At 63.2% G+C, this 26,369-nt stretch carries 26 protein-coding genes; 15 read left to right on the top strand and 11 right to left on the bottom strand.

Annotated features, from left to right (window positions below):
* Nucleotides 1-91: 91 nt before the first annotated feature.
* The 4 genes from G6N35_RS20265 (at nt 92) to G6N35_RS20280 (ending at nt 4,279) form a co-directional block, all read left to right on the top strand.
* Nucleotides 92-1,234, top strand: coding sequence for an acyl-CoA dehydrogenase family protein (locus G6N35_RS20265; RefSeq protein ID WP_163805859.1), 1,143 nt, complete (start codon nt 92-94; stop codon nt 1,232-1,234).
* Between the two features lie 72 nt (nt 1,235-1,306).
* Entirely contained in the window at nt 1,307-2,536 is a 1,230-nt protein-coding gene (locus G6N35_RS20270; RefSeq protein ID WP_163805860.1) for a CaiB/BaiF CoA transferase family protein, read from the top strand.
* 112 nt (nt 2,537-2,648) lie between these two features.
* On the top strand, nt 2,649-3,527 hold the full coding sequence (locus G6N35_RS20275; protein WP_163805861.1) for an SDR family NAD(P)-dependent oxidoreductase: 879 nt from the start codon (nt 2,649-2,651) through the stop codon (nt 3,525-3,527).
* The gene (locus G6N35_RS20280; RefSeq protein ID WP_163805862.1) at nt 3,527-4,279 is read left to right on the top strand and encodes an SDR family NAD(P)-dependent oxidoreductase; all 753 of its coding nucleotides are present in this window, start codon (nt 3,527-3,529) and stop codon (nt 4,277-4,279) included. Before G6N35_RS20275 ends, G6N35_RS20280 begins: the two co-directional genes overlap by 1 nt.
* An 81-nt stretch (nt 4,280-4,360) precedes the next feature.
* Here the strand turns inward: G6N35_RS20280 and G6N35_RS20285 are convergent, their stop codons facing one another.
* Both G6N35_RS20285 and G6N35_RS20290 read right to left on the bottom strand, forming a co-directional pair.
* Complete coding sequence (locus G6N35_RS20285; RefSeq protein ID WP_163805863.1) at nt 4,361-5,233, bottom strand: SDR family oxidoreductase; 873 nt, start codon at nt 5,231-5,233, stop codon at nt 4,361-4,363.
* Between the two features lie 44 nt (nt 5,234-5,277).
* Nucleotides 5,278-5,772 (bottom strand): flavin reductase family protein, encoded by a 495-nt coding sequence (locus G6N35_RS20290; protein ID WP_163805864.1) that lies wholly within the window; start codon nt 5,770-5,772, stop codon nt 5,278-5,280.
* Nucleotides 5,773-6,043: 271 nt separating this feature from the next.
* Here G6N35_RS20290 and G6N35_RS20295 point away from each other — a divergent pair, with 271 nt between their 5' ends.
* The 5 genes from G6N35_RS20295 to G6N35_RS20315 all read left to right on the top strand — a co-directional run bounded on the left by G6N35_RS20295 (nt 6,044) and on the right by G6N35_RS20315 (nt 11,663).
* Nucleotides 6,044-7,231 (top strand): amidohydrolase family protein, encoded by a 1,188-nt coding sequence (locus G6N35_RS20295; RefSeq protein ID WP_163805865.1) that lies wholly within the window; start codon nt 6,044-6,046, stop codon nt 7,229-7,231.
* 60 nt (nt 7,232-7,291) lie between these two features.
* Nucleotides 7,292-8,542, top strand: coding sequence for an acyl-CoA dehydrogenase family protein (locus tag G6N35_RS20300; protein WP_163805866.1), 1,251 nt, complete (start codon nt 7,292-7,294; stop codon nt 8,540-8,542).
* 108 nt (nt 8,543-8,650) lie between these two features.
* Nucleotides 8,651-9,793 (top strand): thiolase family protein, encoded by a 1,143-nt coding sequence (locus G6N35_RS20305; protein ID WP_163805867.1) that lies wholly within the window; start codon nt 8,651-8,653, stop codon nt 9,791-9,793.
* A gap of 180 nt (nt 9,794-9,973) precedes the next feature.
* Entirely contained in the window at nt 9,974-11,080 is a 1,107-nt protein-coding gene (locus G6N35_RS20310) for an LLM class flavin-dependent oxidoreductase (protein ID WP_163805868.1), read from the top strand.
* Nucleotides 11,073-11,663 (top strand): carboxymuconolactone decarboxylase family protein, encoded by a 591-nt coding sequence (locus tag G6N35_RS20315; RefSeq protein WP_163805869.1) that lies wholly within the window; start codon nt 11,073-11,075, stop codon nt 11,661-11,663. Before G6N35_RS20310 ends, G6N35_RS20315 begins: the two co-directional genes overlap by 8 nt.
* Nucleotides 11,664-11,684: 21 nt before the next feature.
* On the opposite strand, the gene G6N35_RS20320 is transcribed toward G6N35_RS20315, so the two are convergent.
* The 6 genes from G6N35_RS20320 to G6N35_RS20345 form a co-directional block, all read right to left on the bottom strand.
* A complete protein-coding gene (locus G6N35_RS20320) occupies nt 11,685-12,662 on the bottom strand; it encodes an LLM class F420-dependent oxidoreductase (protein ID WP_163805870.1) in 978 nt (325 codons plus the stop codon).
* Nucleotides 12,659-12,865 (bottom strand): ferredoxin, encoded by a 207-nt coding sequence (locus tag G6N35_RS20325; RefSeq protein ID WP_163805871.1) that lies wholly within the window; start codon nt 12,863-12,865, stop codon nt 12,659-12,661. The genes G6N35_RS20320 and G6N35_RS20325 overlap by 4 nt, the downstream gene beginning before the upstream one ends.
* On the bottom strand, nt 12,862-14,052 hold the full coding sequence (locus G6N35_RS20330; RefSeq protein ID WP_163805872.1) for a cytochrome P450: 1,191 nt from the start codon (nt 14,050-14,052) through the stop codon (nt 12,862-12,864). Before G6N35_RS20330 ends, G6N35_RS20325 begins: the two co-directional genes overlap by 4 nt.
* 102 nt (nt 14,053-14,154) lie before the next feature.
* Complete coding sequence (locus G6N35_RS20335; protein ID WP_163805873.1) at nt 14,155-15,912, bottom strand: VWA domain-containing protein; 1,758 nt, start codon at nt 15,910-15,912, stop codon at nt 14,155-14,157.
* Nucleotides 15,896-16,732, bottom strand: a complete 837-nt coding sequence (locus G6N35_RS20340) for a CbbQ/NirQ/NorQ/GpvN family protein (protein ID WP_163805874.1) — start codon at nt 16,730-16,732, stop codon at nt 15,896-15,898. Before G6N35_RS20340 ends, G6N35_RS20335 begins: the two co-directional genes overlap by 17 nt.
* A 311-nt stretch (nt 16,733-17,043) precedes the next feature.
* Nucleotides 17,044-17,406, bottom strand: coding sequence for a DUF4286 family protein (locus G6N35_RS20345; RefSeq protein WP_163805875.1), 363 nt, complete (start codon nt 17,404-17,406; stop codon nt 17,044-17,046).
* Between the two features lie 388 nt (nt 17,407-17,794).
* Between G6N35_RS20345 and G6N35_RS20350 the strand changes: the two genes are divergently transcribed.
* The gene (locus tag G6N35_RS20350; protein ID WP_163805876.1) at nt 17,795-18,385 is read left to right on the top strand and encodes a TetR/AcrR family transcriptional regulator; all 591 of its coding nucleotides are present in this window, start codon (nt 17,795-17,797) and stop codon (nt 18,383-18,385) included.
* 20 nt (nt 18,386-18,405) lie between these two features.
* On the opposite strand, the gene G6N35_RS20355 is transcribed toward G6N35_RS20350, so the two are convergent.
* Together G6N35_RS20355 and G6N35_RS20360 are read right to left on the bottom strand one after the other, a co-directional pair.
* The gene (locus tag G6N35_RS20355) at nt 18,406-19,236 is read right to left on the bottom strand and encodes an enoyl-CoA hydratase/isomerase family protein (protein ID WP_163805877.1); all 831 of its coding nucleotides are present in this window, start codon (nt 19,234-19,236) and stop codon (nt 18,406-18,408) included.
* A 271-nt stretch (nt 19,237-19,507) separates the two neighbouring features.
* Complete coding sequence (locus G6N35_RS20360) at nt 19,508-20,527, bottom strand: TIGR03617 family F420-dependent LLM class oxidoreductase (RefSeq protein WP_163805878.1); 1,020 nt, start codon at nt 20,525-20,527, stop codon at nt 19,508-19,510.
* A gap of 158 nt (nt 20,528-20,685) precedes the next feature.
* Here G6N35_RS20360 and G6N35_RS20365 point away from each other — a divergent pair, with 158 nt between their 5' ends.
* The 3 genes from G6N35_RS20365 to G6N35_RS20375 are packed head-to-tail and all read left to right on the top strand — an operon-like array spanning nt 20,686 to nt 23,752.
* Nucleotides 20,686-21,552 (top strand): acetoacetate decarboxylase family protein, encoded by an 867-nt coding sequence (locus tag G6N35_RS20365; protein ID WP_220098518.1) that lies wholly within the window; start codon nt 20,686-20,688, stop codon nt 21,550-21,552.
* On the top strand, nt 21,549-22,604 hold the full coding sequence (locus tag G6N35_RS20370; protein ID WP_163805880.1) for an acyl-CoA dehydrogenase family protein: 1,056 nt from the start codon (nt 21,549-21,551) through the stop codon (nt 22,602-22,604). Before G6N35_RS20365 ends, G6N35_RS20370 begins: the two co-directional genes overlap by 4 nt.
* 5 nt (nt 22,605-22,609) lie before the next feature.
* Complete coding sequence (locus tag G6N35_RS20375) at nt 22,610-23,752, top strand: acyl-CoA dehydrogenase family protein (protein WP_163805881.1); 1,143 nt, start codon at nt 22,610-22,612, stop codon at nt 23,750-23,752.
* Nucleotides 23,753-23,775: 23 nt separating this feature from the next.
* On the opposite strand, the gene G6N35_RS20380 is transcribed toward G6N35_RS20375, so the two are convergent.
* Nucleotides 23,776-24,537 (bottom strand): SDR family NAD(P)-dependent oxidoreductase, encoded by a 762-nt coding sequence (locus tag G6N35_RS20380; protein ID WP_163805882.1) that lies wholly within the window; start codon nt 24,535-24,537, stop codon nt 23,776-23,778.
* Between the two features lie 173 nt (nt 24,538-24,710).
* Here G6N35_RS20380 and G6N35_RS20385 point away from each other — a divergent pair, with 173 nt between their 5' ends.
* Entirely contained in the window at nt 24,711-25,355 is a 645-nt protein-coding gene (locus tag G6N35_RS20385; protein ID WP_163805883.1) for a TetR family transcriptional regulator, read from the top strand.
* Between the two features lie 176 nt (nt 25,356-25,531).
* Nucleotides 25,532-26,368 (top strand): SDR family NAD(P)-dependent oxidoreductase, encoded by an 837-nt coding sequence (locus G6N35_RS20390; RefSeq protein WP_163805884.1) that lies wholly within the window; start codon nt 25,532-25,534, stop codon nt 26,366-26,368.
* Nucleotide 26,369 lies beyond the last annotated feature (1 nt).

Consider the following 26,369-nt stretch of genomic DNA (forward strand, 5'->3'; position numbering starts at 1 on the left):
TGCTTCGAAACCGAAAATTCCGCTAGCGGGCCAGCTACGAAGAACGCTAACCCGCATAGCGAGTCGATTCATGAAGCGCGGAGGCTACTAAGTGAAACGCTACGTCTTTGATGCCGAGCACGAGCAGCTCCGTGCCACGACCAAGTCCTTCATCGAGCGCGAAGTCGCGCCGTACGCCGATGAGTGGGAAAGGCAGCGCCTCGTCGATCGATCGGCGTACATTGCTGCTGGTAAGTACGGCCTGATCGGGTTCAACATGCCCGAGGAGTACGGCGGCGGCGGTGTCGACGACTTCCGTTTCAACGCGGTGATCAACGAGGAACTGTCCAAGTTCGGTACCCGTGTCCCTGCCCTGACGCTTCAAAATGACGTCGTAGGACCATATTTCAAGTCGCTCGCAACCGACGAGCAGAAGCAGCGCTGGCTGCCCGGGATCATCAGCGGAGAGACAATCGTCGCCATTGGGATGACCGAGCCGGGTGCAGGCAGTGACCTCGCAGGGATTCGTACCTCGGCGGTGCGCGAAGGCGACGAATGGGTCCTGAATGGGTCAAAGACCTTCATTTCCTCGGGTATCAACGCGGATCTGGTCGTGGTGGTGACGCGGACCGACCCCACAGCCGGCCACCGGGGGTTCTCGCTGCTGGTTGTTGAACGCGATATGCCGGGCTTCATCAGAGGTCGCAAGCTCGACAAGCTGGGTTTGCCCACCCACGACACCGCCGAACTGCATTTCGAGAACGTTCGGGTGCCGGTGACCAACGTATTGGGTGAAGAGGGCCGGGGCTTCTATCATCTGATGCACAACCTGCCGTCGGAGCGCCTGTCGATCGCGATCGGCGCGATCGCCGGGGCCCGCGAGACCTGGCGTCAGACGCTGCAGTACGCGATTGATCGCAAGGCGTTCGGTCAGTCGATCGGCAGCTTCCAGCACAACCGATTCCTGCTGGCCGAGATGGATACCGAACTAGACGTTTCCGAGCAGTACCTCGATCGGTGCCTGTTGGCGGTCGTCGAGAACGACCTGACGGCGGTTGAAGCCGCGAAGGCCAAGTGGTGGTGCACAGAAGTCGCCAAGAAGGTCGTCGACAACTGCGTGCAGCTCCACGGCGGCTACGGCTACATGAGGGAGTACCGGGTCACCAACGACTACGCGGATGTGCGTATCCAGACAATCCTCGGCGGAACGACCGAGATCATGAAGGACCTGATCGGGCGCGACCTCGGTCTCTGAGGACTGCACCAGTCGTAGTGACGTTGCCATAGGCATCTGCGGCCAATTGATCGAGATCAAGAGGGTGTCGACATGGATAAACCCCTGGCGGGCGTGCGGGTACTGGAGATAGCTCAATTCACCTTCGTGCCATCAGCGGGCGCCATACTCGCCGACTGGGGCGCGGACGTCATCAAGGTCGAGAATCCGGTCACAGGTGACGCTCTACGGACCCTGTTCACCGCGTCTCAAGGCCAGTCGTCAGAGCAGTCGGACTCCTTCACGCCGCATATGGAGGCACCGAATCGCGGTAAACGCAGTATCGGGCTCGGTCTGACATCGCCCCTGGCGCGACCGATTCTGGAGGAGTTGGTACGACGCAGCGATGTCGTACTCACCAACTACCTGCCGGTGGTGCGATCAAAGCTGCGCATCGATGTCGACGATATCCGGCGCATCAATCCTGACATCATCTACGTCGTGGGTACTGGCTACGGTGGCCACGGTCCTGGCCGGAACCGACCTGGATATGACGCCACGGCATTTTGGGCCAGGGGCGGAAGTGCCGACGGGGCGACACCGTGCCTTGCCGACCGGCCTACTTATATGCCGACCGGTGCCTACGGCGACAACATCGGCGGGTTGGCTATCGCGGGCGGGGTGGCTGCCGCGCTCTTCCGGCGCCAGATGTCAGGACAGCCATCGGTCATCGACGTGTCGCTACTGGGCGTCGGGGCATGGGCGACGCAATTCGATGTGAACATGGCGCTGATGAGCGGTGGCCATTTGCCGAAGGTGGAACTCGACACCCCGTTCCCCGGGAATCCACTCGTCGCGAGCTACCGCACCAGTGACGGCCGGTTCATCCAGTTGGCCATGCTCGACCCAGTGGCGTACTGGTCGGAGTTCTGCACGTGCATGGGCGGTCTGGAAGCTGCGGCGGACGCGCGCTTCGCCACGATGGACGGCATCGCCGAGAACATCGACCAGGCATGCCGGATCGTCGCTGATCTGATCGGGCGGCTTCCGCTCGACGAGTGCGAGCGACGTCTCAACGGGTGCAGCGGTGCCTGGGCGGTATGGCAGGACAGCTGGGACCTCGCCAATGACGAGGACCTCGTTGCCAACGGCGGCGTCGTCGAAGTCGTTGATGCACTGGGTGTTCGGCGAAAGCTGGTCGCGAGTCCTGTTCGCTTCGACACCCCGACCGTTCCGTCCAAGCGGGCGCCGAAATTCGCCGAACACACCGACGCCATCCTTCGTGAGATCGGGGTCGACGACGTTACTTTCGGTGAACTCAAGGTAGAAGGCGTCATCGCCTGACCCACGTGAGCATCCGGGAATCGTTGTGGTGGCGAGCCGGTCTGCGCTAGAATCTACTGCTCTATAGAAAGTATGGACAGTACCGATCTCCCGATGCGTGTCTGGAGCGATCGTGATCGCCCAGCGTCTGTGCACGGACCCAGCGAAGGATGGTTTTCAGGACATGAGCCCGAGTGATCCGTTGAGTGGCAAGGTAGCCGTCATCACGGGCGGAGCTAGTGGCATCGGTCTTGCTACGGCGCGACGGCTAGCAGATCGAGGTTGCAAGCTCGTGCTGGCTGACATTGAGCAGGCGGCCTTGGAAACAGCAGCAGCGGGGATGCCCGCCGACACTGAGGTGTTGCTGGTCCGCACCGACGTCTCCAAGCGGGCCGATGTCGAGACTCTGGCAGAGCTTGCCAACGAGCGCTTCGGCGCCATCGACATCTTGTTCCTCAACGCCGGCGTGGGGGCCACCGGTCCGCTTGTCGATGCGACACATGAGGACTGGGAGTGGATGATCGGGGTGAATCTCTGGGGTCCCATCCATGGGGTCGAAGCCTTTCTGCCGGCGATCGTGCAGTCCGGCCGGGATGCACACATCGTCTTCACGGCGTCGTTCGCCGGTGTCGTCACCAATGAGGGCCTGGGACCCTATTCGGTCACCAAGTACGGTGTCGTGGCACTCGCCGAGACTCTGCATCGCGAGCTACGCAAATCGCCGGTGAACGTCAGTGTGCTGTGTCCGATGAAGGTCGGCACCAACATCGAACACTCCCATCGCAATCGGCCGTCTCATCTCGGCGGCCCGAACGCCGGATCCGATGTCGATTTCGACGATCCCGGATTCGCGGGTCGTATCGTGTCGCCCGACGACGCCGCGAAGATCGTCGTCGATGCAATCGGTACTGATCAGCTCTACCTGTTCACCCACGGAGAGTGCCGCGAGCCGGTCGCGCGCCGATTCCGAAAGATCGACGCAGCGTTCGAGCCGTCCCAGAGTCGGGCCTGATGGCGGCCGGCGCGCAGCCGCGGTCTGCGCTTGTCACCGGGGCTTCTCGTGGGATCGGACTGGCTATCGCGCGGCGGCTGGCCGAGCGGAACATGGCGCTCACCATCACGGCCCGCAACGAGGAAACACTGGCCGCCGTGGGTAAGGAGCTTCGTGAATTGGGCTCTCCCGCCGTACTCTCCGTCTCCGCAGACATGGCTGACCCGGACGCTCCCGTCAGTCTGATCCAGCGACACCGCGACGAGTACGGTGATATGTCGGCATTGATACTCAATGCCGGCGTCGGTACGGCAGGACTGATCGCCGACTACCCGCTCAAGCGGCTCGACAAGACCATTGCCGTCAACTTTCGCAGCCCGTTCGTCCTGATTCAGGAAGCCCTGCCGCTGCTCCGGTCGGCGGTTGTTCGGCATCCTTCCGAAGGTGCGAAGATCGTCGTGCTCTCGTCGATCACCGCGATATACGCAGAAGCCCAACTAGCTGCGTACGGTGCGTCGAAGGCGGCGATCGCCTCACTGGTGGACACGCTGAATGCCGAGGAATCAGGCACCGGGGTATCCGCTACGGCGATCGCACCTGCCTACGTTGACACCGACATGTCGGAGTGGGTGCGGGGACGCATACTTCCCGAACAGATGATCCCGGCCGATGACGTGGCGACACTGGTTGAGTGCCTGCTGAAGATGTCGGCGCGGTCGGTTGTTGGCCGCGTGGTGATGGCGCGAGCAGGCACCGACGGCTACGAGGCATAACACGGTGACGTAACAAAGCGGCATAACACGCGAAAGTGCCGCCACACCCATGGGTGTGGCGGCACTTTCGGTTTCGGGCGTCTAGATTGCGGCGACGTCGAATGTGGCCAGTTTGGCCGCCGACACATCGGTGATCTCGGCCCACTTCGCCGCGATCTCCTCGATGGTCGGGGCATTCCCGGGGAAGGTCACACCGTCGGTCTGGAAGAGGACTGCTCGCTGAACCTTGCCGCCACCGACAATGAATACCGAAGCGCTGTCAGCGTTTTCCTCCGTCATGAGGTAGCCCACCACAGGTGCGACATGTTGCGGCGCCAAGCGCTCGAAAGCGTCCGGCGTCATAATGTCCTGCGTCATGCGCGTCGCGGCGATGGGCGCCACCGCGTTGGCCAGAATGTCGTATTTGGCCCCCTCTTGTGCCAGCGTATTGATAAGTCCGACGAGGCCGAGCTTGGCGGCGCTGTAGTTGGCCTGGCCGAAGTTGCCGAACAGGCCGCTGGTCGACGTCGCGACGACGATGCGTCCGAAGTGCTGCTCGCGGAAATGCGGCCACGCGGCGCGGATGACGTTGTACCCGCCGTAAAGGTGCACCTTCTGCACGGCGTCCCAGTTGTCGAACGTCATCTTGTGGAACGTGCCGTCACGCAGGATGCCTGCATTGCTGACGACGCCGTCGACCCTTCCGAATTCGTCGAGCGCTGTCTTGATGATGTTCTCGGCACCGGCCGTCTCAGCCACGCTGTCGTAATTCGCCACTGCCCGGCCACCACTGCGCCGGATCTCGTCGACCACCTCGTCGGCCATGTTCTTTCCCGCGCCGGAGCCGTCGCGCGCTCCGCCGAGATCATTGACTACAACGCTGGCCCCCTCACGGGCGAGAGTCAGCGCATACTCACGTCCCAGGCCGCCTCCGGCTCCGGTGACCACGATGACACGGTCCTGCACTCCTGGCATGGATATTCCTTCCTGATAACGCCGAACGGCGGACTAAGGGTGCATCACGCTTCGACGGCGGCAAGCCCGTGGCAGCGGCTGCGATAGAAGATGATTGGTTGCACGTTGTCATGCTGGGTGATATCGGTGATCCGCAGGATGACGATGCTGTGGTCCCCGGCTTCGACGACCTGGTGGATGACCGTCTCGATCCACACACTGCACCCGCCCAGGAAAACGGCGCCGTTCGCGGAGGACTGGACCGTGACGCCGGTGAAGCGATCGCCCGTTTTCGCTGACAGTGAGGGCACAGCGTCGCTGTGACCGTAGCTCAGCACGCTGATGCCGAGGTGGCTGCAGTTGCTGAGGCGCGGCCACGTCGATGACGTGTTCTGCACGCACACTGAGACCAGCGGCGGGTCGAGTGAGACGGGCGTGAAAGTACTGACCGCCATCCCGCACGGATCGGAATCGACTGTCGCGCCGACGAAAACGATTCCTGAGGGGTGACAGCCGAATACGTCTCGCAGCAGTCTGTTATCGAACGAGGGAGCAGTCATGGCAACCTTAGGCACAATTCGGTCTTCCGACAGAATCTATCACACGATCGAATTCGTGGAATAGACTCCCTTGTGGTCACAGCGGACCGCTTTCGCCCGAGCGGCTGATGGGATGGCGATCGGTGACCTGCCTCCGGGTGGGTGGCGCCGGGCCGGCAAGCGGGACGCCGGGTGCTTATTGCGCTTCGGCTCATACGAATGCTACTTTCGACTGGTTAGTAGAAAGTCGTCGCGCTGCTGCAGTTGCCTGGCTAAAGAGGAGGTTGCTCAATTGAGCGCCCCAGTGCTACCGATCATCGATACCGATACCCATCTGAGTGAACCCCCGGACCTGTGGACGTCCCGGCTGCCTTCGAAGTGGAGCGAACTCGCCCCTCGAGTGGTGTTCGACGAGCGTCGCGGCGAAGACATCTGGATTATCGGCGGCCGACGGCTTTCCGGCGTCTCGGGCTATGCGATGGCGGGATGGCACGAGTATCCGCCCAAGCATCCTCCGACGGCAGAGCTGGCTGAGCCGGCTGCGTTCGACGCCAAGGAGCGTGTCAAGCGGATGGATTCGATGAGGATCGCCGCTGAGGTCCCCTACCCCAACCTGCTGGCGTTCTCGATGGACGCATTCATGGGCTACAACGAGCCCGAGCTTGTCTTGGATTGCATCCGTGCGTACAACGACTTCCTGACCGAGTTCGCGTCAGTGGCTCCCGAACGGTTCGTCTGCCTCACCACGCTGCCCTTCTGGGATCTGGACGAGGCGGTCAAGGAGATGAACCGGTGCCATGACAACGGTCACCGCGGCATCATCTTCATGGCCAAGCCCTACAAGCTCGGTCTGCCGCGCCTGCGCGACGACCACTGGGCGCCCATCCTGAAGGCCGCCGAGGAGCGTGAACTCTCTGTCAACTTCCACGTGGGCTACCAGTCTCAGACCGAAGAGGACTGGGTGCGCATGATCAAGGATGTCCAAGGGCCTGCCGACTACGCGCAGGAGACCACGATGTCATTGATGGGACTCTGCGAGAACGTCTCTGAGTTGCTGCTGTCCGGTGTCTGTCACAAGTACCCGACCTTGAACTTTGTCAACATCGAGAGTGGATTCGGCTGGATCCCGTATCTCATCGAGAGCGCGGACTGGAACTGGAAGAACTCCGGCGCTGCCAAGGCCTATCCGGACCGCGAACTTCCCAGCCACTACTTCCGCAAGCAGATCTACACCACCTACTGGTTCGAGCGTGAGACTGTGCGACACATGGGTGCGGCGTACGCCGACAACCTGATGTTCGAGACCGACTACCCGCACCCCACGAGCCTGTCCCCGGGACCTGCATCAACCGCCATGTCACCGCGCGACGTGGTAGACGAGACGGTCAGGGAGTTGCCGATGGACGCATGCCGCAAGATCTTCTACGAGAATGCCGCGCGTCTCTACCACGTCAACATCGAAGACTGTCTTCAGGATTAGGGACTCGCCTTGGTCTGGCCCGAAATGGGCCAGACCAAGGTATTCAAAGGGAGTGATTAGGTGGCCGTGACAATCGATCACGACGTCGAGCCGGTAGCACCAGGTGCCAAAGAGGTGTGTGAAGCGCTCTTCGCCTTCATCGACCGAGAGGTCGCGAAGATTCAGCAGCCCATCGAGGCGGCTCTCCACGATCCGCGGCTGTACTGGCGCGAGGATGGGCGCCTTGCCGAGGAGGTTGTCCAGGCCCGCAGGGCCGCGCGGATGGCTTCTGCCGAGGCGGGCTTCTATACGATGTTCTGCCCCGCTGAACTCGGTGGCGGCGGACTCAGCGCTGAACTGTATTTCGAGGTGTTCGAGGCGCTGTGCCACCGGTACGGCTCACCGCAGACGCAGCTTGCGTTTCAGGTGCTCGCCCACGCCAGCACGGGTCCGACGGCCTTGTGGACCTACGCATCGGACGCTCTGAAGACCGACTTGGTGCCCAAGCTCATGCGCGGCGAGGTTCAGGGATCATTTGCGATGTCGGAACCTGACGCGGGCTCCGACGCCTGGATGATGACCACCACTGCCGTCCGTGACGGTGACCATTGGGTGCTCAACGGTACGAAGCAGTGGGCTTCCTGGGCGCCCACCGCCGACTTCTTGATCACGTTCGCCATCACCGACCGCGAACGCTTCGCTGCTCGCAAGGGTGGTCTGACGGGCTTCTATGTCCCCACCGACGTACCCGGCTACGACCTGTATTCGATTGTCAAGGTGTTCGACGAAGTCGGCGGCGAGGAAGCCATCCTCACCTTCAACGACGTCCGCATCCCCGATCACTACCGGCTCGGTGAGGTCGGCGAAGGCTTCCGGGTCGCGATGGAGGGCTCTGGCCTGCTCAAGATGACGAAGCTTGCTCGACTGATCGGTCTGGGCCGGTGGGCGAACGATAAGGCCGCCGAATACGCCAAGGTGCGTAAGACGTTCGGCAAGACCCTCAGCGAGCATCAGTCCGTCCAAAACATGCTGGCCGACAACTGCATTGACATCTACACCTCCCGGTTGGCATCGCTCGACGTCGCGCGCAAGCACGATGCCGGGGATCAAGCGCGGTTCGAGTCGGCCATGAGTCACGCTCTCGTCGCCGAGGCGATGTACCGCGTCTACGACCGGTCGATGCAGATTATGGGCGGCATCGGGCTGAGCAATGAAGCGGCGATGATCAATGGCTGGCACACCACACGCGTGTCGCGGATCAGCGAGGGGCCGCCAGAAGTCCAGCGGCGCACCATTGCCAAGTACCTGCTGTCGGGCGCCTACAAGTTCTAGCCAGCTGCCACATCGGATCAGCCGGATCCGTTATCGCAGATTACTTTCCATAACTGCTTCCGGGCTTGCGTCCTGGACGGTGCATAGAAGAAGAAGGGAACCAATCACATGGTCGACGCATACATCGTAGAGGCGGTCCGGTCGCCCGTCGGTAAGCGCAACGGCGGACTCTCCGCTGTCCACCCCGCCGAGCTTTCCGCGCAGGTGCTTGCCGCGCTGGTGGACCGGGCCGGGATCGATCCGGCCGTCGTCGACGACGTGGTCTGGGGCTGCGTCGGACAGATCGGTGAACAGTCCAGTGATATCGCGCGTACTGCGGCACTCACCGCCGGGTGGCCGGAGTCCGTCACCGGCGTCACGGTGGACCGGCAGTGCGGATCCAGCCAGCAGAGCCTGCACTTCGCCGCTGCGGGCGTGATCGCCGGTCAGTACGACGTCGTTGTCGCCGGTGGAGTGGAGTCGATGTCCCAGGTCAAGATCGGCTCAGCGGCCGAGTACGGTGCCGGCCCCTTCCCGGAGCGGTTTCAGGCCCGCTACGGACTCCCCAACCAGGGTGTGGGAGCGGAGATGATGGCCGAGCGGTGGGGACTGAGTCGAACCCAGCTCGATGAGTTCGCGACTCAGTCGCACCAGAAGGCCGCTGCCGCACAGGATTCACACGTCTTTGACGACCAGATCGTGCCCATCCGCCGCGCTGACGGGTCTGTGGTGTCAGTCGATGAAGGTATCCGCCGTGGTACTTCGGTAGAGACGCTCGCTGGTCTCAAGCCGGCCTTCAAGGAAGACGGCGTCATTCACGCCGGCAACGCTTCGCAGATCTCCGACGGATCGGCGGCGCTGTTGGTCATGTCGGGTGAGAAGGCCAAGGAACTCGGCTGCACGCCGATCGCCCGTGTCCACACCGCGGTGTTGGCCGGCGCCGACCCGGTGATGATGCTCAGCGCACCCATTCCGGCTACCCAGAAGGCACTTCGCAAGTCCGGCCTCGATGTCCGCGACATCGGGGTGTTCGAGATCAACGAGGCATTCGCACCGGTACCGATGGGCTGGCAGATCGAGATCGGGGCGGACGAGAAGCTGTTGAACCCGAACGGCGGCGCGATCGCTCTGGGCCATCCTCTCGGGGGCTCGGGCGCCCGGCTGCTGACCACCATGATCCACCACATGCGGGCCAACAACATCAGATACGGGCTGCAGTCGATGTGTGAAGGTGGCGGTCAGGCGAACGCGACCATCCTGGAACTGGTCTGAGAATGCCGGAACTCGCCGGCGAGGATGTCCTTGCCGGCGAGTTGGCGGTGGAGCGGACTGGAGCTTCCGTCCGGAGGCGTAAGTCCACAGGGCAACCGAGTTAGCAAACAACCTCCGTAGACAAGATTCTACTTAATGGTAGAATCTACTCGTCAATCGAACTTCAGATAGGTCAAGCACATGCACGTTGGCAAGAGCGTCTTCTTCCAGAACCCCAACGAGGATCGTTCCGACTCATCGCTGTACAAGCACGAGATCGCGCTTGCAGAACAGGCGGAGCCGCTCGGCTTCGAATCGTTGTGGATCGCCGAGCATCACTTCGGTGGCTACGACGTATCGCCGAATGTGCTGCAGCTCTTGACATACCTGGCCGCCAAGACCCAGCACGTCCGGCTCGGGTCCTCGGTTGTGGTGCTTCCTTGGCACGAGCCCCTGCGGGTCGCCGAAGAAATCTCGGTGCTTGACCACCTGTCGAACGGCCGCGTTCTGCTGGGGATCGGACGCGGCCTGGGCCGCCACGAATTCGAAGCGTTCCGGCTCAACATGGGCGAGTCACGCCAGCGTTTCCAGGAGTATGCGGCAGGCATCCTGAATGCTTTCGATACCGGAGTGATCGAGTCTGACGGCGAGCTGTGGAAGCAGTCGCCTGTTCAGCTGCGGCCCCAGCCGCTCTCGCCCATCCGTAACCGCACCTACGCATCTTCGGTGTCACCTGAGTCCATGGACATCGTCGCCCAGCTTGGCGTGGGCATCATGGTGATCGCTCAAAAGCCCTGGGATGTCACGGTTGCCGATGTCAAGAAGTACAACGACCGATTCGTCGAGCTGAACGGCTATGAGCCGCCCAAGCCGCTGCTGATGTCCTTCGTGACCGTGCACGAGTCCGAGGCCGCCGCGCAGGAATTGCACGAGGAGTACCACTACCGTTATGCCAAGTCGACATTCGACTGGTACGAGTTCAGCAACGCCGGCTTGGCCAAGGTCCCGGGTTACGAGTACTACGGCAAGTTCGCCAGCAACATCGAAAAGCACGGCGCCGACAACTTCGTGAAATTCCTTGCCGAGCTGCAGGTTTACGGCACCCCGGACCAGGTCGTCGAGCAGCTCACCGACCACGTTCGGCGCATCGATGGTGTCGGCATGACGGCGGTGCTGTCATTTGCCGGCATGAGCCCTGAAATCGCCACCGCCAACCAGAAGTTGTTCGCGGAGAAGGTGCTGCCTCGACTCAAGAGCATCGATCCTGAGCGGGCGTTCCCGCCTGTTGCCGTGCAGGCGCATGCCTGAGGCCTCGGCCTCGGCCGGAGACAGCCACGCTGAACCGCGCATCGCGCCGCTTCCGGTCGAAGAGCGCGATCAGGCGACGAACGACATGCTCGACAAGGTCGGACCAGGGCGTGACCTCAATCTGTTCACGACCCTGGTTCGACATCAGAGGCTGTTTCGACGTTGGCTGCCGTTGTGTGGCGGTCTGCTCAGCGGAAAGCTGTCTCCCCGTGATCGCGAGCTGCTGATCCTACGCACCGCGGATCGCTGCGGGGCCGCCTACGAATGGGCGCATCACCTGGTGTTTGCCGCGGATGCAGGGTTGACCTCTGAAGAGGTCGCCCGCGTCCGGGCCGGTGCCGACGCTGATGGTTGGACGGAACTCGAGTCGGCGTTGGTGAGAAGCGCTGACGAACTCCACGACGAGTGCGAGATTTCGGCCTCGACCTGGTCCGTTCTGTCGGCGCACTACGATCAGGAGCAGTTGATTGAGGTGCCGATGGTGGTCGGGCACTATCACATGGTTGCCTTCGCGGCACGTTCGTTCGGCGTCACCATCGAACCTGCCTACCAGGCAGACCCGGCGGCGCACGGCGCCGATTGACCCGTGTCTTGATCTCCCGCGTCAGTTACCAACCAGGGGAGCGAGCACCTCACCCACCGCTGTGATCAGGCCCGGCGTATAGCCGTGTGACGGCAGGTTGACCACCAGGCCGCCGATGCCGGCGTCGATGACGTGGCGCTGGATCTGCTCGGCGATCGCGGCGAGGGTACCCACCGCTACGCGGGAGTCCAGTGCGAATGCGTCGGCCGCGCTCGGCGCGTCGGTAACGACAAGTTGAATCAGAGCACTTGTTTCAAGGGTGGCAGGATCGCGATCGTATTCCGCACACCGTCGCATGATGGCTTCCACTTTGCCTGGCAGCCGATCGAACGGCGCGATGACATTGAGGTGGTCGGCGTAGCGGGCAGCCAGTGCGAATGTCTTCCGCTCACCGCTGCCGCCGATGACGATGGGCATGTCGTCACGGATCCGCGGATTGTTCAACGCGGATTCGACGCTATACCAGCGGCCTTTGAATGTCGGTCGGTCCCCGCGCAGCATCGGGGAAATGATCTGTAGGGCCTCCTCGAGGCGGTCGAAACGGTCTGCGAGGGTGCCGAACTCGAAGCCGAGTTGCCGGTGTTCGAGCTCGAACCAACCCGTGCCGATGCCCAGAAATCCACGACCGCCGCTCATTACGTCGAGGGTGCTCACCGACTTCGCGAGCAGGGCAGGGTTGCGGTATGAGTTACCCGTGACGAGGGTGCCCAAGCGCACCCGCCGCGTGGTCGTCGCCAGCCCCCCGAGCGCGGTGTAGGCCTCAAGCATCGGCTCGTCGAGAGCTCCCAGATGCGGGAGCTGGTAGAAGTGATCCATTAACAACACTGCATCGAATCCGGCTGCTTCGGCCTCTTGCGCCTGGGCGAGGACGGCTGGGTAGAGCTCGGAAACGGATCCGCCATAGGAGAAGTTCGGGATCTGCAGTCCCAGCCGCAGAACCCTGCTGCTACGGCGGCTGGGTGTGGGAGTCGAGGCTGCGTCGGTTGCTGGGGGCGTCATGCCTTCGAATCCTCCACCAAGCTAATGGCGCGCTCAGGGCAGTTGGCCACGGCCGCGCGCGCCTCGGCGAGACGGCTCGCGGGCACCTCTCCGTCAGTGGAGAGCTGCCCGTAGCCGTGCTCGTCATCGGTGATGAGATGCTGAGCAACCGAGTAGCACAGTCCGTGGCCGGTGCAGCTCGCGCTGTCGAGTCTGAGCTTCACGACGGTGCCTTGTCGAACTCCAGATGAAGCGATTCGAGTCCGATGGTCCCGTGGGGCCACGGCACCATCGGTGTGGCGCCGGGCTTGATGCGGTAGTGCGGGATCCGCTTGTGCCACTCCTGGTATGCGATGGCCAACTCCAGTCTGGCCAGGTGCGATCCCAGACAGCGGTGTGGCCCTAGCCCAAAGCTGATGTGCGGGTTGTCCGTACGGTGGAAGTCGATCTCGTGTGGATTGGCGAATACCGCCGGATCCCGATTGACCGCGCCGAGGTAGGTAGATACTCGTGTCTCGGCGCCGAGCCGCACTGTGTCGATGTCGGCCTCGGTGGAGCTGACCCTCGGGATGAATGGGGCCGGCGGATCCAGTCGCAGCAGCTCTTCGACCGCTGCGGGAATCAGAGCTGGATCGTCGACGATTGCTTGTCTCTTGTCGGGATGCTCGGCAAGCCGCTGCATCCCGCAACCCAGCGTGTCGGTCACGGTGTCCAAGCCGGCGAGAACGAACAAGAAGCACAGGCCGACGGCTTCACTGTCGGTGAGGTCGTCCGGTGGCTGTTTAGCCAGTATCTGGCTCAAGACGTCCTCACCGCCCTGACGGCGACGCTGCGGAATCAGCTCGGTGAAGTAGGTGTACATCTCGAGAGCCTTGCGGATGCCCTCTTGCGTGGCGTCTCCCTCGGCAGCGAAACCGGCCGACGAGAGGTCGAGCACCGCGTTCTTCCACTCCCAGAACTGGTGGCGCATCTCCAGCGGTAATCCGAAGAACGTAAGGAATGCTTGGATCGGGAAGACCTGGGCGACTTCACTCACGAAATCGCAATGGCCGCGTTGCGCGATCGGGTCGACCAGAGCGATGAATTGCTGACGCAGGTGAGCTTCCATCGGCTTGATGACGCGCGGACTGAAGAACGGCTGCAGGATCTGTCTGTAGCGCGTCTGGGTGGGTGGGTCGAAGGCGATCGGAACCAACGGCACGGGACTCTGCAGCATGTCGAATGCCTTGGCCGAGGAGAACGGCTCGGGGTGCTTGAGGACTTCTTCGGCACCGCGCCGGGTGGTCACCGCGTATCCGTCGGCGACCGCGATCACCGGGGCCACTTGGGTTGCCCGCCAGGCCTCGTCGCGCGCGATGGCCATGGGCAGGCTGTCGGTGTCGATCCGTGGAATTGCATCGGTGTTCGTCATTACGCCCCTTAGCCGCCCGCGGGTGTGTCGGATGTCACGTCACGTACCGGTCTGAATCTAACTCATAGTCGAAAGTGCCGACAAGGCCCAACCGGCGAAGCGTCACGCCGGAACGTTGGAAGCGGCATGATCACCACGACGCCGAGCGTCAGCCAGTGCTTGGCGTATCAGCGTGCCGAGCTGGTGTTCGATCCCGCTGATGCTCGCCACATGCAGTGCGGACGCCGAGTCCAGTGCCTCACGCTGAACCTGAGATCCGTTGCCACTAGGGGCTGTAACCCCAACGCATACGAAACCGACTCCCCGCAAGCGGGCCTCGCTCATCGCATGTCGAGTGTCGCCCGCGGCTTGGGTGCCGTCGTAGCCGTCATCGTAAGGGTGGCCGTCGGAAACCAGGATGACCACCCGCTTCATCCCCTCGGCCTGGCGTTCCAGGATTGAGGTGCAATGGCGGATGGCGCCGCCGATTCGAGTGAACCCCGCCGGATTCAGGTGACCGACTCGTTCGATGGTCAACGCCGAGACGCGTTCTCGAAAGCTCTTGACCGGCAGCACATGGACCATCTCGCGTCCCCAGCTGCGGAACGCATAGAAACCAACCGGGACGCCCAGACCATCGAGTGCGGCTGTGATGCGGTAGGACAACTTGAGGTGTTGATCGAAGACCGAACCGGTCTGCCCTTCAGTATCCCCGGTAGTGTCCAGGGTGGAGCTGCTGACGTCCAGCAGGACCAACGCGGCGACGCCAGGTCGTTGTCGCTTCTTGCCGATGAACGGCAATGGTGCAGTTCCGGAACCGCTTCGGCGCCAATACGCAAGGTCCACGACGCCGTCGGTGTGCAGTTGTTCGCCGAACTCGCTGCGCCCGTGTGGCGCAATCCCCAGGACGTGCCGGGCGAGACTGCGCGTAAGCGTCGCGGGCGTATCAAGCAACCCGATCTGGGCCAGGGTTGTGTTGTCCCGAAAGCCGTCGGGATTCCACGGCTCCAGTTCGTGCACGGTGACCCAGTTGTGTCGGTACCGCTGGGCACTCTGGTCCCATTCCGGATAACGAGCATCACCTCTGTGAGTGCCGAAGACCAAGCGGTTGGCGGCCATGGCGATCCGGCGGCCGACACTGACTTTGCGGCCCTCGCTGGGTCGTAAGCTTGGTCTGGCCACTGGCGTTCCACCGCCGGCTTGTGACGTCGCATCTGCGGACTTACCGCCAGAGTGCTTGAACAGACTCTGGATCATCCTCGCCACGGGGTGGTTCGGCATCAACGGATTGCTCAGCAGATCGAGGGATTTGGCCTCATCGCTGTCGGCGTCGGGGTCCTCGCCCTCGGCACCGTCCGGGTCGTCTCGGGTCTTGACGTCCTCCTTGTGGTCACGGCCGGTGCGCGCCGCCGATACCAATACCGCACGTGCGGGTTTGATGCGACCGAAGAACTCCGGGGCGGCGGGAATCTGGTTGTGTGCCAATGCCATACGCATCGACTCTTCGGCCGAACCCGTGCTGGGCACCTCCGTCACCGCGGCTGTCAGTGCTGCGACGAACGGCGGCCATCTATCCCCGGTCAGGGTGAGCGCGCGCAGTCCTTCCATCGCACAGTATCGCTCGCAGGCGCCGGAGCGTCCGATGAGGTGGCGCAACACCGCCGGTTGGAAGGAACCAGCTCCGTACATCGCCGCTTGGAGGACCACTTGAGCGCGGGTCATCGTGGTGAGTTGTTCGCCGTCGACGGTGATGGTGTTTCCGAACGTGTAGACGCCGTCGTCGTGACCCGCCGTGTCCTTGACACACACCAGGCGTCCTGAAACCGCGCGCGCCAGCATTTCCAGGCCGGCCAACGTCGGTTGATCAGGAGATGTAGGCATCGATGAGTTCCGCGATGGACCTCGTCACGGTCGCGTCGTCGGTCAGCATGGCCGCGATGGCGCTCCTGGCGGCGCGATTGAGCCCCAACCCGCTCACATGCAACCTCGCTGCGGCGATCAGTGCTCGAGTCGACACCATCTCCGACATGCTCGGCTCGTTCAGGTGTCGTACTGCCTGTCCTAGTCGCACCAGAGCCGCGACGGCCTCGTCAGGGGCACCGGACTGCTCTTTGACGATCTGTTGTTCGAGTTCTGGCGGCGCGAAGTCGAGCTCCACGGCAACGAAGCGCTGACGCGTCGAGGGCTTGAGGTCCTTGAGCAAGGTCTGATAGCCCGGGTTGTAGGACACGATGAGCATGAATGAGTCTGGGGCGTCGAGTTGTTCATTGAGCCGGTCGATGAACAACTGGCGCCGGTGGTCGGCAAGAGAGTGGATGACGACCGTCGCGTCGACGCGTGCCTCGACGATCTCGTCGAGGTAACACATGGCGCCCCGGCGTACCGCGGTCGTCAGGGGCCCGTCCTGCCAGACGGTATCCGATCCCTCGAGGAGATAGCGTCCCACCAGATCTGCGGCCAGCATGTCTTCGTGGCACGACACCGTCACCAGTTCCAACCCCAGGCGACGTGCCGCACTTTCCACCAACTTCGTCTTGCCGCACCCGGTCGGACCCTTGAGAAGCACCGGTAGACGCGCCCGCCATGCTCCCAACAGGATGTCGAGTTCATCACCGACGGGGTGGTAGTCATCGACGATCGCGGACACGGGATGGTGGTTCGTGATCGCGGACCCGTGGTGCTGAGGGGATTGAATCGTCATGTGTCCTTACTCGTGTTGAGCTCGGCAGTGGTGTGCGCGGTACCGCCGCCTTGCGGTGTCTGCCGCGAACGCCAGCGCCACCAGCAGATTGCTGGTCAAGGTACCGCTGAGTTCGCGTCCGGGTGACGGACCAGACCGCTACCGGTATCTGTCAAATGTATAACGAGTTGTCTGCCATAGGAAGCAGAATCGATCGTCCGATTGAAAGTACAAACAGACCCGTGGTCGACCCGTCAGCACGGAGGTACACATGCGAGGCAGTCAACGGGCGGCGAGTGAGTTGCGCGCCTGTTCGTCGATGCCGCGCGGTCTCAGTCGCCGGCTCGCCTGCGCTCACCGTGCGGAGTCCAGCCCGAGACGGACACCGTGCTGAGATCCAACGTCTCTCCCAGGGTCAGTGTTCCGGCGACGACTGCATTGAGCCACTCGGCCATGACTTGGTCGGGTTCACGATCCAACTCGTATACCACCAGGTATCGGTGCGAGGGCGGTGGCAGCGGAGCCGGTAGCTCCTCTTCGGCCACCTTGACCTCTGAGATGACGTAGCGCTGGGCGGCCACCACTCCGGGTAGGGCTAGCACCTCGGGCACATGGCGAGAGTCGTACCACTCATTGAAGGCGTCGTCCTGGCCTTCAATGGGATTGGTCAACACCAGGAAGAGGTTCTTGGCCATCGGCACGATCCCTTCGTAGCTCTGCGGCGGGCTCCCCCGCACTATGGCAGTTCTCTGTCATAGTGTCAATGGCTGGTTGACTCAGGCTTGACCGCTTTATCTGCCACTTGCCGAAGGATAGATCGGTTTGGTCTGCGTCTACTTATGGCACATAACTGCCATAACGGGATGCTCCTGGCGAGTGCCGACGTCGCTGCGGTCAGGTCTGGAGCGGCCCGATCACCGAGAGCCACCGCTGCTGATCAGCGTCGCGGCGCGCACCGATCTGGCGGAGGCGCCGGCTCTTCCGGCACCGACATCGCCGACGTTGCCGGAACTAGGCTGCTGGTCCCCAATCGACTCAGCGTTGTAGCCTCAGCACGACGCGTGGGAGTGCAAGGAGGACGGCATGCCGAGAGGTGATCGCTCACCGCGCTCTGAGCACGCCGCCCAAACAAAGGCCGCACTCATTGACGCAGCGTTGAACCTCTTCAGCGTGCACGGATACGACGAGACCACGACTGAGGAGATCGCGGCCGCAGCCGGTGTGTCGCCGAGAACCTTTTTCCGCTACTTTCCGACCAAGGAGTCGGTGCTGTTTTTCGGCGGGTACGACTTCATCAGTGCCTTCAGGGCCGTGTACCTGGGTCGGGAAGACACTTTGTCCGACTACGAAGCGATGGGTGAATCGTTCGCGATACTGGCTCCATCACTCAAGCGCATCCGGAAGAGGATCGCCCAGTACTACCAAGCCGTCGAGTCGTCGCTGGTTCTCCTGGGCCGCGAGCGCAAGATTTCTCGAGCGACTGCCGCGACAGTCTCGGACGTGATCGCGAGCCGGCGTGGGCTGACGGCCCCTGATGCCGAGTGCGCGATGCTCGCCGCGGTGGGGATGAGCCTGCTGGAGAGCGCCATAAGTAAGTGGCTGGCCGGCGGCGTTCTCAGTCTGGATGATCTGATTCGCCAGGAGTTCGCCACGCTACCAATGTTATTGAAGTAGGGGCCGACAGCCCCGTGCGCTCACAGCCGCCCGTCGATGCGGAGCGCGGGGTGGACCCATTCCGGTGACCGCTTCTCCTTGAATGCGGCGAAGCCTTCTCGCGCTTCGGTTCCCAGGACACTCTGGAACATGTTGATCCGGTCGTACAGTCCCATGTAGCTGTCAAGATTCGCTTTGACCACCGCACGTGCCTGCGGTGCGGTTCGACAACATTGAGCGAGTATTTCGCGCGCGGTGGTCAGTAGGTCATCATGCCGAACGACTCGGGAGACCATCCCCCATTCCAGCGCCTCCTGGGCCGACAACACCCGTCCGGTGAACATCAGGTCACGCGTGCGAACCGGTCCGATGATCCGTGCGAGCATCTGACTGTAGTAGGTGTCAGCAATGCCGCGGTACAGCTCCGGCACGCGGAAAGTCGCGCGCTCGCTGACCACCGCCATGTCACTGCACATCGCGATCTGCAGTCCGCCGCCCTGCGCCAGGCCATTGACGGCGGACACCACCGGCTTGGGTGACTGGCGCAGCGCTTCGAAGGGGGTGACATCCATTCCGAGCGCAGAAGTCAGTTCCATCCAGTTGTCCTCGGCGCGGTGTCCGAGATCGCCACCGGGGGCGAAGACGTCGCCGGTGCCCGTGATCAGCAGACCAGCCAAGGTGTCGTCTGCGGCGACCCGGGAGACCGCGTAGCGGATACCGAAGTACATCGCCGCAGTCATCGCGTTGCGCGCATGTGGACGGTCGAGTGTGACTATCGCGAGGGCGCCGTCACGCTCGAACCGAAGGTACGGCGTACCGAGCCAGTCGCCCTCCGGCGGTCGCAGCTCACTTGCATTGATGGCGTTGGTCATCCGTTCTCCCTGCGATTTGTGGCATACGACTGTCACATTAGCAGGACATCCACCTAGCTTCTCGGGTCACCCCGTGCCTGCGCCCCAGGCACGTTCGATCGTGCGATGGCACTCCTGGGTGTGCGCATGGTGCGACAGTGAACTGTCCAATTGTTCTGCAGGGTCGTTGGCGTACGGGTTGGGCGTGCACCAACGGCGAGCGTCAAAAACGGCTGAACCGCTGGGGTTCCCGGCCACCAAGCCGCGCTCGGTGGTGCCGAGATACATCCAGTCAGGCCGGCTGCCATTCGCGCAGTTCCTCGACGATCGGCCGCCAGAGTCCGTCCGTGGTCGGATAGGGGGAAGCCAGCGCGACGCGGCTCAACACGGAACCGAACCTCTTCGTCAACGCGGCCGCCACGTCGGGCGGATCAGCGACGACGGCGAAGGCTTCGAGCATCTCGTCATCGATGACCTCACCCAATTGGCCCCAACGGTCAGCCTTGATCATCGACCGCAGCTCCTCGCCGACGCCGTCCCAGCCGTGGGTTTGCAGCACGGGCAGGTAGGCCGGGGTGGATGCGTAGAACGCGATGCGGCTCCGCACTGCCGCATCGGCGGCCGCGCGATCAGCCGCGGTCTCACCCGTGACGACGAAGATCGCTGCACTGATCTGGAAGCCGTCCAAGTTGTCTGCGCCCGCGGCTGCCCGGCCCTCGAGAAGCGCCGGGACGGTGACGGACCTGAGATAGCGCTCGGTGGTGAAGCTGTGCACCAGAAAGCCGTCTGCGACCTCGCCCGCAACTCGTGACATCTTTGGGCCGACGCCGGCCAGGAGCACCGGCGGATTGCCGTACGGGTTGGGCCCCGGATCGAAGAAGGACGTCATGAGCGTGTGTCGGTAAAATTCGCCCTCGTACTGAAGCTGCTCGCCGGTTCGCCAGCTGGCCCAGATCGATCGGACGGCCAGGACGTAGTCGCGCATCCGTTCGGCAGGAGCCGACCAGGGCATGCAGAACCGGCGGTTGATATGAGCCTTCACCTGCGAGCCCAGGCCCAACATGAAGCGACCTTCGGAATAGAGCTGCAAGTCGTTCGCGAGCAGTGCTGTGGTCATGGGATTGCGAGCGAATGCGACGGCGATGTTGGTGCCGAGGCCGACCGTGCTGGTGTTCTGTGCGCACATGGCCAGAAGCGGAAACGGATCGTGCTTCATCTCGGGCATCCACACACCGCGATAGCCGGCGGCTTCCGCCGTCTTCGCCGCGGCCAGGGAATCGACGTTATTCGCAACAACAATGTCGACGTCCATGGGTCTCCTTGATCGAGGTCTTGCCGACGGGCGCTGTCCACGCCATATTATTAGATTCTATAGTTGAACAGATTCTGCTAGGAAGCCGGTCTCGGCACCCTTGTAACATTATCGAACGTTCGGTAGATTTTGCCCACGGCCACGAAGGGAAGCAAGCGATGTCTGCAGCCAGTGAGGGATTCACGTGTCACCCGGGAGAGCGGTACGAGATGCCGATCGTGTTCGGGCCGACAGAGCTTCCGCAGGTTTCACAGTGGGGCTGGCTCCGAGCGCTCGACATCACCTTCGTCACCGACCCCGCTGCGGTGCGGCCGCTGGTGCCGGCCGAGCTCGACCTCCCCGAAAAGCCCACGGTGATCTTCAGTAGGCGAACCTTCGACCAGGTCGACTACCTCGCCGGCCATGGCTATGAAGAGTTGTGCGTCGGTATCAGCGTGAGCCACAACGGCGAGGACGGGCCGACCAAGGGAAACTTCTGGCCGGTGATGTGGGTGGACCAGGTTCGGCCGCTGACGGTGGGCCGCGAGTTCTCGGGCTTCGGCAAGCTTGCCGCGGACTTCACCCCGATCCGAGAGGAGTCCGGCGACCTATCTTGGGAAATGACCGAGTACGGAACGCTGTTGGCGCGTGGTGCGATTCGCAACGTGAAACCGGTCGACGACGCTGTACTCGGGAAGATCGCCAAGGTGGGCAGCATCGGCTACGCGTTCTGTGCCCGGTACATGCCACCTGTCGTCAACAGCCCTGGTGTCGACGAGGTGACTCGTTGCGAGATGCGTTCGCAGATCACCTCGGTCAAGGTGGGTGACGCCGAACTCGAGTTGGCCTCGCCGCCGTGGAAGGATGCCCCGAACGGGTCTCGGGTGATGTCGGCGTTGTCGTCGCTTCCGATTCTCGAACTTCGACAGGCCATGGTCATCGAAGGAACTTCGTCCTTCGACCGCTCGACGATCACCGCCCTGCCCCGCAAGCGGTCTGCCGGAACCCCCGTCACCGCTGTCGCCGCGAACGGCTCGGTGCGTTGAACGTCAATCTCAGCGACGACCAGCGGGCAGTTGAAGAGCTGTTCTCCGAGTTCTTCGCGAAGACCTCGGAACCACTCGTCGTCCGACGGGCTGAGCCCCTCGGCTTCGACCCGGAGCTGTGGTCCAAGCTGTGTGCGCTGGAAGCCCCGGCGATGGGCGTCGCGACAGAGCACGGCGGCGGGGGAGCCGGTATGGCCGACTTGGTCGTCCTGGCAGAGTGTGCCGGACGATTTGCCGCGCCGGTTCCCATCATCGAGCACGTGGTGGCCCTGCGGACCATGCCACAGCCTCCCGCCGACCTGATCGCTGGGCGCCAGATCGCCACGATCGCGCTGCAGCCCGCGACCGGTGACCTTGACTGGGGACTCATCCCCGCCGGTGCGGTCGCACACACCGTCGTCGGCACATCCGACAATGCCACGGTGGCTGTGTCTGCCGAACCTCCCGGGGCGGCACCGGCAAACCACGCATGCATGCCGGTGGCCTTCCGCACCTTCGACCGAGCGACGGCAGCGAAGGTGGGTGACGGATCGGTATGGTCACGCGCACTGTCCGAGTGGCGAGTGCTGACCGCTGCCTCGCTCGTCGGCATCGCCGCCAAGAGCCTCGACATCGGAGTCAGTTACGTCAAGTCGCGCGAGCAATTCGGACAGCCGATCGGTACGTTCCAAGCCGTCCAACACGGATTGGCCGATTTGCCGGGGATCATCGACGGCGCCCGACTGCTCGCTTTCAAGGCGGCATGGGCCATGGATACGTCCGATCCGGCCGCGCCGAGGACCGATGACGTCGATGACGCCGAGGTCAACGATCCGGAAACGCTTGCTTTGATGGCTTATCTCTTCGCTACCGAGGTCGCCGCGAAGGCAACCGACCGGGTGCTGCACTACCACGGTGGCTACGGGTTTGCCGATGAGTACGACATCGGTTTGTACTACCGCCGGGCGCGCGGCTGGCCGCTTGTTCTTGGCGACCCCACCGTTCAGTACCAGCTGCTGGCGGATCGGTTGTTCGGGACAGTCTCTAGCGACATCACAACGAGCCAGAGGTAACGCCAATGGACTTCAATCTCTCCGCTGAAGCGACGGCATTTCGTCAGGAGATCAAGGACGTCATCGCGCTGACGTACACGCCGGATCGCCAGAGCGAGCACCACCGCACCGGCACGTTCGCCTGCCCGGCCCTGTATCAGGAGCTTGCCGAGCGCGGGTTGCTGGAACGCACCGTGCCGGGGTTGGGCAAGGGCGATCCGATCGAACTCTGGATCCTTTTCAACGAGCTGGAAAAGGCGTCGGTGCCCTACGACGCACTCTCGGTGATGCTGATCGTCGCAGCGATGGTGAACCGGCTGGGGTCCGACTCGCAGCGGGAGCGCATCCTGACCTCGCTTCTGTCCGCGAAGTCCTATGCCTGCCTTGGCTACAGCGAGCCGGGGAGCGGAAGCGACGTGGCCTCGGCGAAGACGCGCGCGGTGCGGGACGGCGACCAGTGGGTGATCAACGGGTCCAAGATGTGGACCACGATGGCGCACGAAGCCGATTGGATCATGCTGCTCACCCGCACTGATCCGACCGTGCCGAAGCACCGCGGTCTGACCATGTTCGTCCTTCCGATGGATACCCCTGGCATCTCGGTGGAACCGGTGTGGACGATCGGATCAGAGCGCACCAACGCGACGTTCTTCGACGATGTCCGCGTCGGCGACGAATGGGTCCTCGGCGCAGTGAACGACGGGTGGAAAGCGATGGGCGTCGGACTGGCTTTCGAGCGCGGTGTGGTCGGTGAGACGAACAGTGGTGTTCCGCTGTTGCGGCATTTCCGGCAGTGGGCCGAAGCCAGCGGCGCCGTGCGCGACCCCGCCATCCGGGAGCAGATGGCCCAGACCGCGATCGACAACGAAGTCGCGAAGCTCCTCACACAGCGGTCGGCCTGGCTGGCCGCGAGCGGTGGGTTGCCGGTCGTGGAAGGTGCGATGACCAAGTTGTTCGCAACCACGGCCTACCAAAAGTCCGCCCACTGGTTCCAGCAGCGGGCCGGGGCAGCAGGTTTGCTCCGGTTCGGCGAACACGGTGCGGCCGCAGATGGTTGGATCGAGTATGAGGGACGGCATGCGCCGCTGTGCACCATCCGCGGCGGCACCACTGAGATCAACCGGAACATCGTGGCTGAACGTCATCTCGGACTGCCGAAATCCAGTTGAGGCCCCGGCCTTTGTCTTTCGGCTTAGCGGGCAGGCATCCTGAGCGCAGCGTCCAAGCGCACGACCTCGCCGTTGAGCATCGGGTTCTCGGCGATGTGTACGACGAGCCGGCCGAATTCCTCGGGGCGGCCCAAGCGTTGTGGATGAGGTATGACGCTGGTCATCGCATTGAGTGCCGCCTCGGGTAGCACGCCGAGCAAGGGCGTCTCGAAGAGGCCGGGTGCGATGGCCATCACCCGGACGGCATGGCTCGCCAGATCGCGGGCGAGCGGCAGCGTCATCGCCGCGACTCCGCCCTTCGACGCAGAATAGGCGACCTGGCCGATCTGGCCGTCGTAGGCGGCAATCGATGCGGTGTTCACGATGACTCCCCGCTCGCCGCCGTCGAGCGTGTTGGTGGTCATCCGGGCGGCGGCCGAGCGCACGACGTTGAACGTGCCGATCAAGTTGACGCCAATCACCCTGGTGAAGTCCGCGGTCGAGTGGGCGCCAGCCCTGCTGAGCACCCGGCGAGAAATGCCGACTCCGGCGCAATTCACTACGACCCGCAACTCGCCCACCGACTGCGCAATGTCCAGTGCCGCTTCGACGGCTGCCTCGTCGCAGACGTCCGCGGGCGCGAACAGCACATCTCTTCCGAGGTCGGCCGCCACTGTCGGCCCGGCCGACGTCGGAAGATCGGCGATCACGACGGTGGCGCCGCGGTCGTGCAACGCAGCGGCAGCCGCCAGTCCCAGGCCGGAAGCACCCCCGGTTACCACCGCTACCGAATCGTTCAACCGCACCTTGTACTCCCCACCGTCGTGGACATCAGTCAATTTCTGTTCGTCGGCAGAATACAGGTGGTGTGCTGTGTCCTCAGATGTCGCCGCCGACCAACGTGGCCGAGTCCGTTGATCGCACGTAGGAGCGAGACCGAGCCCCCCGACCAACCTGTGGACTCTCGTATACTCGGACGGTGACGACGAAGAAGCGGGCGCGGGCGCCATTCGCTAAGTCCGCTCGGACGCGTGCCCGAATACTTGATTCCGCGGCCCGGGTCTTCAGTAAGAGCGGATATGCCGCCACGCGCCTCACCGACATTGCGGAGGCAGCCGACGTCAAGCAGGGCAGCCTGTACTACTACTTCGATTCCAAAGACACCCTCGTTGCCGAGATGCTGCGGGTGGGCCTGCAAAAGACCCACGAGCATGTCGTCGCAGCCATTGACGCACTTGGCGAGGATGCGTCTGCGACCGCGCGTCTTACCGCGGCGATTCACGCCCACGCCGAAGCGGTTATCGAGGCTGTCGACTACACCGCGGCAAACGCTCGAGTTGTCGGCCAGCTTCCCGACGAAATCCGCGCCCGCCACGTCCGCGTTGACCAGCGGCCCTACGGCCAGCTCTGGGACGGACTGCTGCGCGACGCCCGCGACGCCGGCGAGATTAGGGACGATCTCGACCTACAGACCCTGAGGCTCCTCATCCTCGGATCGTTGAACTGGACCGTCGAATGGCCAGAACGAGCAAAGCGATCACCGGAAAAGGTTGCCAACCTTCTCATCTCAGCGCTTTTCGACGGAATCACCACCGGGGATCACTTGGCCCAGACCGGCACCTAGCGCCGAGTCCGGCTCGGTCGATCGCCGAGGCGCTCGATCTGATTGCGAGCCAACCCGCTAGCAGTAAACTGTATAACTATTCATGGGCACTGGCCGCTGCGTGCACGCCGCCCCAGCACCGGGCGCTTCCCACGGTCGTCGTGGTGTGCCCCGGCCCGTTCGAGGAGGAGTTACGCATGGATTTGGGCGTGAAGGACGCGCGGGTGATCGTCACCGGGGCCACGGCAGGCATGGGACTGGCGACGGCGAACGTCTATGCGCGAGAGGGAGCGCGGCTGGCCGTTCTCGCGCGCAGCCGTGCAAAGCTCGAGCAGGTGGCGGACGAACTCCGTGCGGCGGGTAGCCGCGAGGTGCTCGCAGTGCCGACCGACCTCGCGAACGCTGACAGTGTTCAGGCGGCCTTCAGCGAGATCGAATCTCGTTGGGACAGTTGCAATGTCTTGATCAACACCGTCGGTCCGGGCCTCGGGCTGATGGCTGTGTTCGAGGAGCTTTCCGATGACCACTGGACGACGGCGCTGGAGTTGATTCTGCTCAGCGCGGTACGGACCTGTCGTGCCGCGCTCCCGCTGCTGAGATCTGCCGACTGGGCGCGAATCGTCAACATTTCCGCGCACTCCGTGCAACGGCAATCTCCAACGCTGATCGCGTATACCGCTGCCAAGGCTGCCTTGACGAGTATGACCAAGAACCTCTCGCAGACACTCGCTCCGGAGGGCATCCTGGTCAATACCGTCTCGCCAGGGACCTTCATGACTGAGCAGGTCGCCACCTTCATCGATGAGCTGCATCCCGAAGCCATCGATGAGCTGCATCCCGAAGCGCCTCGGCCGCGCACGGCCGAGGAAGTCGGCGCCGTCCTCGAGGATGTCTTCGGAGACGCGCTGGGCTACCTTGGCAGGGCCGGCCATCCCGAGGAGATCGCGCCGATGATCGCGTTGCTGGGCTCGCGCCTGAACTCGTTCACCACCGGCGCGGATCTCAACGTGGACGGTGGCTCAGACTTTCGCTGAG

The sequence above is a fragment of the Mycolicibacterium anyangense genome (genome assembly GCF_010731855.1).
Classification (GTDB): Bacteria; Actinomycetota; Actinomycetes; order Mycobacteriales; family Mycobacteriaceae; genus Mycobacterium; species Mycobacterium anyangense.

Excerpts from the sequence above, each read along its gene's own strand:
- G6N35_RS20270 (WP_163805860.1), top strand. The coding sequence starts at position 1,307 with ATGGATAAACCCCTGGCGGGCGTGCGGGTACTGGAGATAGCTCAATTC.
- G6N35_RS20320 (WP_163805870.1), bottom strand. The coding sequence starts at position 12,662 with ATGACGCCCCCAGCAACCGACGCAGCCTCGACTCCCACACCCAGCCGC.
- G6N35_RS20310 (WP_163805868.1), top strand. The coding sequence starts at position 9,974 with ATGCACGTTGGCAAGAGCGTCTTCTTCCAGAACCCCAACGAGGATCGT.
- G6N35_RS20290 (WP_163805864.1), bottom strand. The coding sequence starts at position 5,772 with ATGACTGCTCCCTCGTTCGATAACAGACTGCTGCGAGACGTATTCGGC.
- G6N35_RS20355 (WP_163805877.1), bottom strand. The coding sequence starts at position 19,236 with ATGACCAACGCCATCAATGCAAGTGAGCTGCGACCGCCGGAGGGCGAC.
- G6N35_RS20315 (WP_163805869.1), top strand. The coding sequence starts at position 11,073 with ATGCCTGAGGCCTCGGCCTCGGCCGGAGACAGCCACGCTGAACCGCGC.
- G6N35_RS20390 (WP_163805884.1), top strand. The coding sequence starts at position 25,532 with ATGGATTTGGGCGTGAAGGACGCGCGGGTGATCGTCACCGGGGCCACG.
- G6N35_RS20365 (WP_220098518.1), top strand. The coding sequence starts at position 20,686 with ATGTCTGCAGCCAGTGAGGGATTCACGTGTCACCCGGGAGAGCGGTAC.
- G6N35_RS20330 (WP_163805872.1), bottom strand. The coding sequence starts at position 14,052 with ATGACGAACACCGATGCAATTCCACGGATCGACACCGACAGCCTGCCC.
- G6N35_RS20340 (WP_163805874.1), bottom strand. The coding sequence starts at position 16,732 with ATGACGATTCAATCCCCTCAGCACCACGGGTCCGCGATCACGAACCAC.
- G6N35_RS20335 (WP_163805873.1), bottom strand. The coding sequence starts at position 15,912 with ATGCCTACATCTCCTGATCAACCGACGTTGGCCGGCCTGGAAATGCTG.
- G6N35_RS20360 (WP_163805878.1), bottom strand. The coding sequence starts at position 20,527 with ATGGACGTCGACATTGTTGTTGCGAATAACGTCGATTCCCTGGCCGCG.
- G6N35_RS20350 (WP_163805876.1), top strand. The coding sequence starts at position 17,795 with ATGCCGAGAGGTGATCGCTCACCGCGCTCTGAGCACGCCGCCCAAACA.
- G6N35_RS20305 (WP_163805867.1), top strand. The coding sequence starts at position 8,651 with ATGGTCGACGCATACATCGTAGAGGCGGTCCGGTCGCCCGTCGGTAAG.
- G6N35_RS20375 (WP_163805881.1), top strand. The coding sequence starts at position 22,610 with ATGGACTTCAATCTCTCCGCTGAAGCGACGGCATTTCGTCAGGAGATC.
- G6N35_RS20285 (WP_163805863.1), bottom strand. The coding sequence starts at position 5,233 with ATGCCAGGAGTGCAGGACCGTGTCATCGTGGTCACCGGAGCCGGAGGC.
- G6N35_RS20280 (WP_163805862.1), top strand. The coding sequence starts at position 3,527 with ATGGCGGCCGGCGCGCAGCCGCGGTCTGCGCTTGTCACCGGGGCTTCT.
- G6N35_RS20345 (WP_163805875.1), bottom strand. The coding sequence starts at position 17,406 with ATGGCCAAGAACCTCTTCCTGGTGTTGACCAATCCCATTGAAGGCCAG.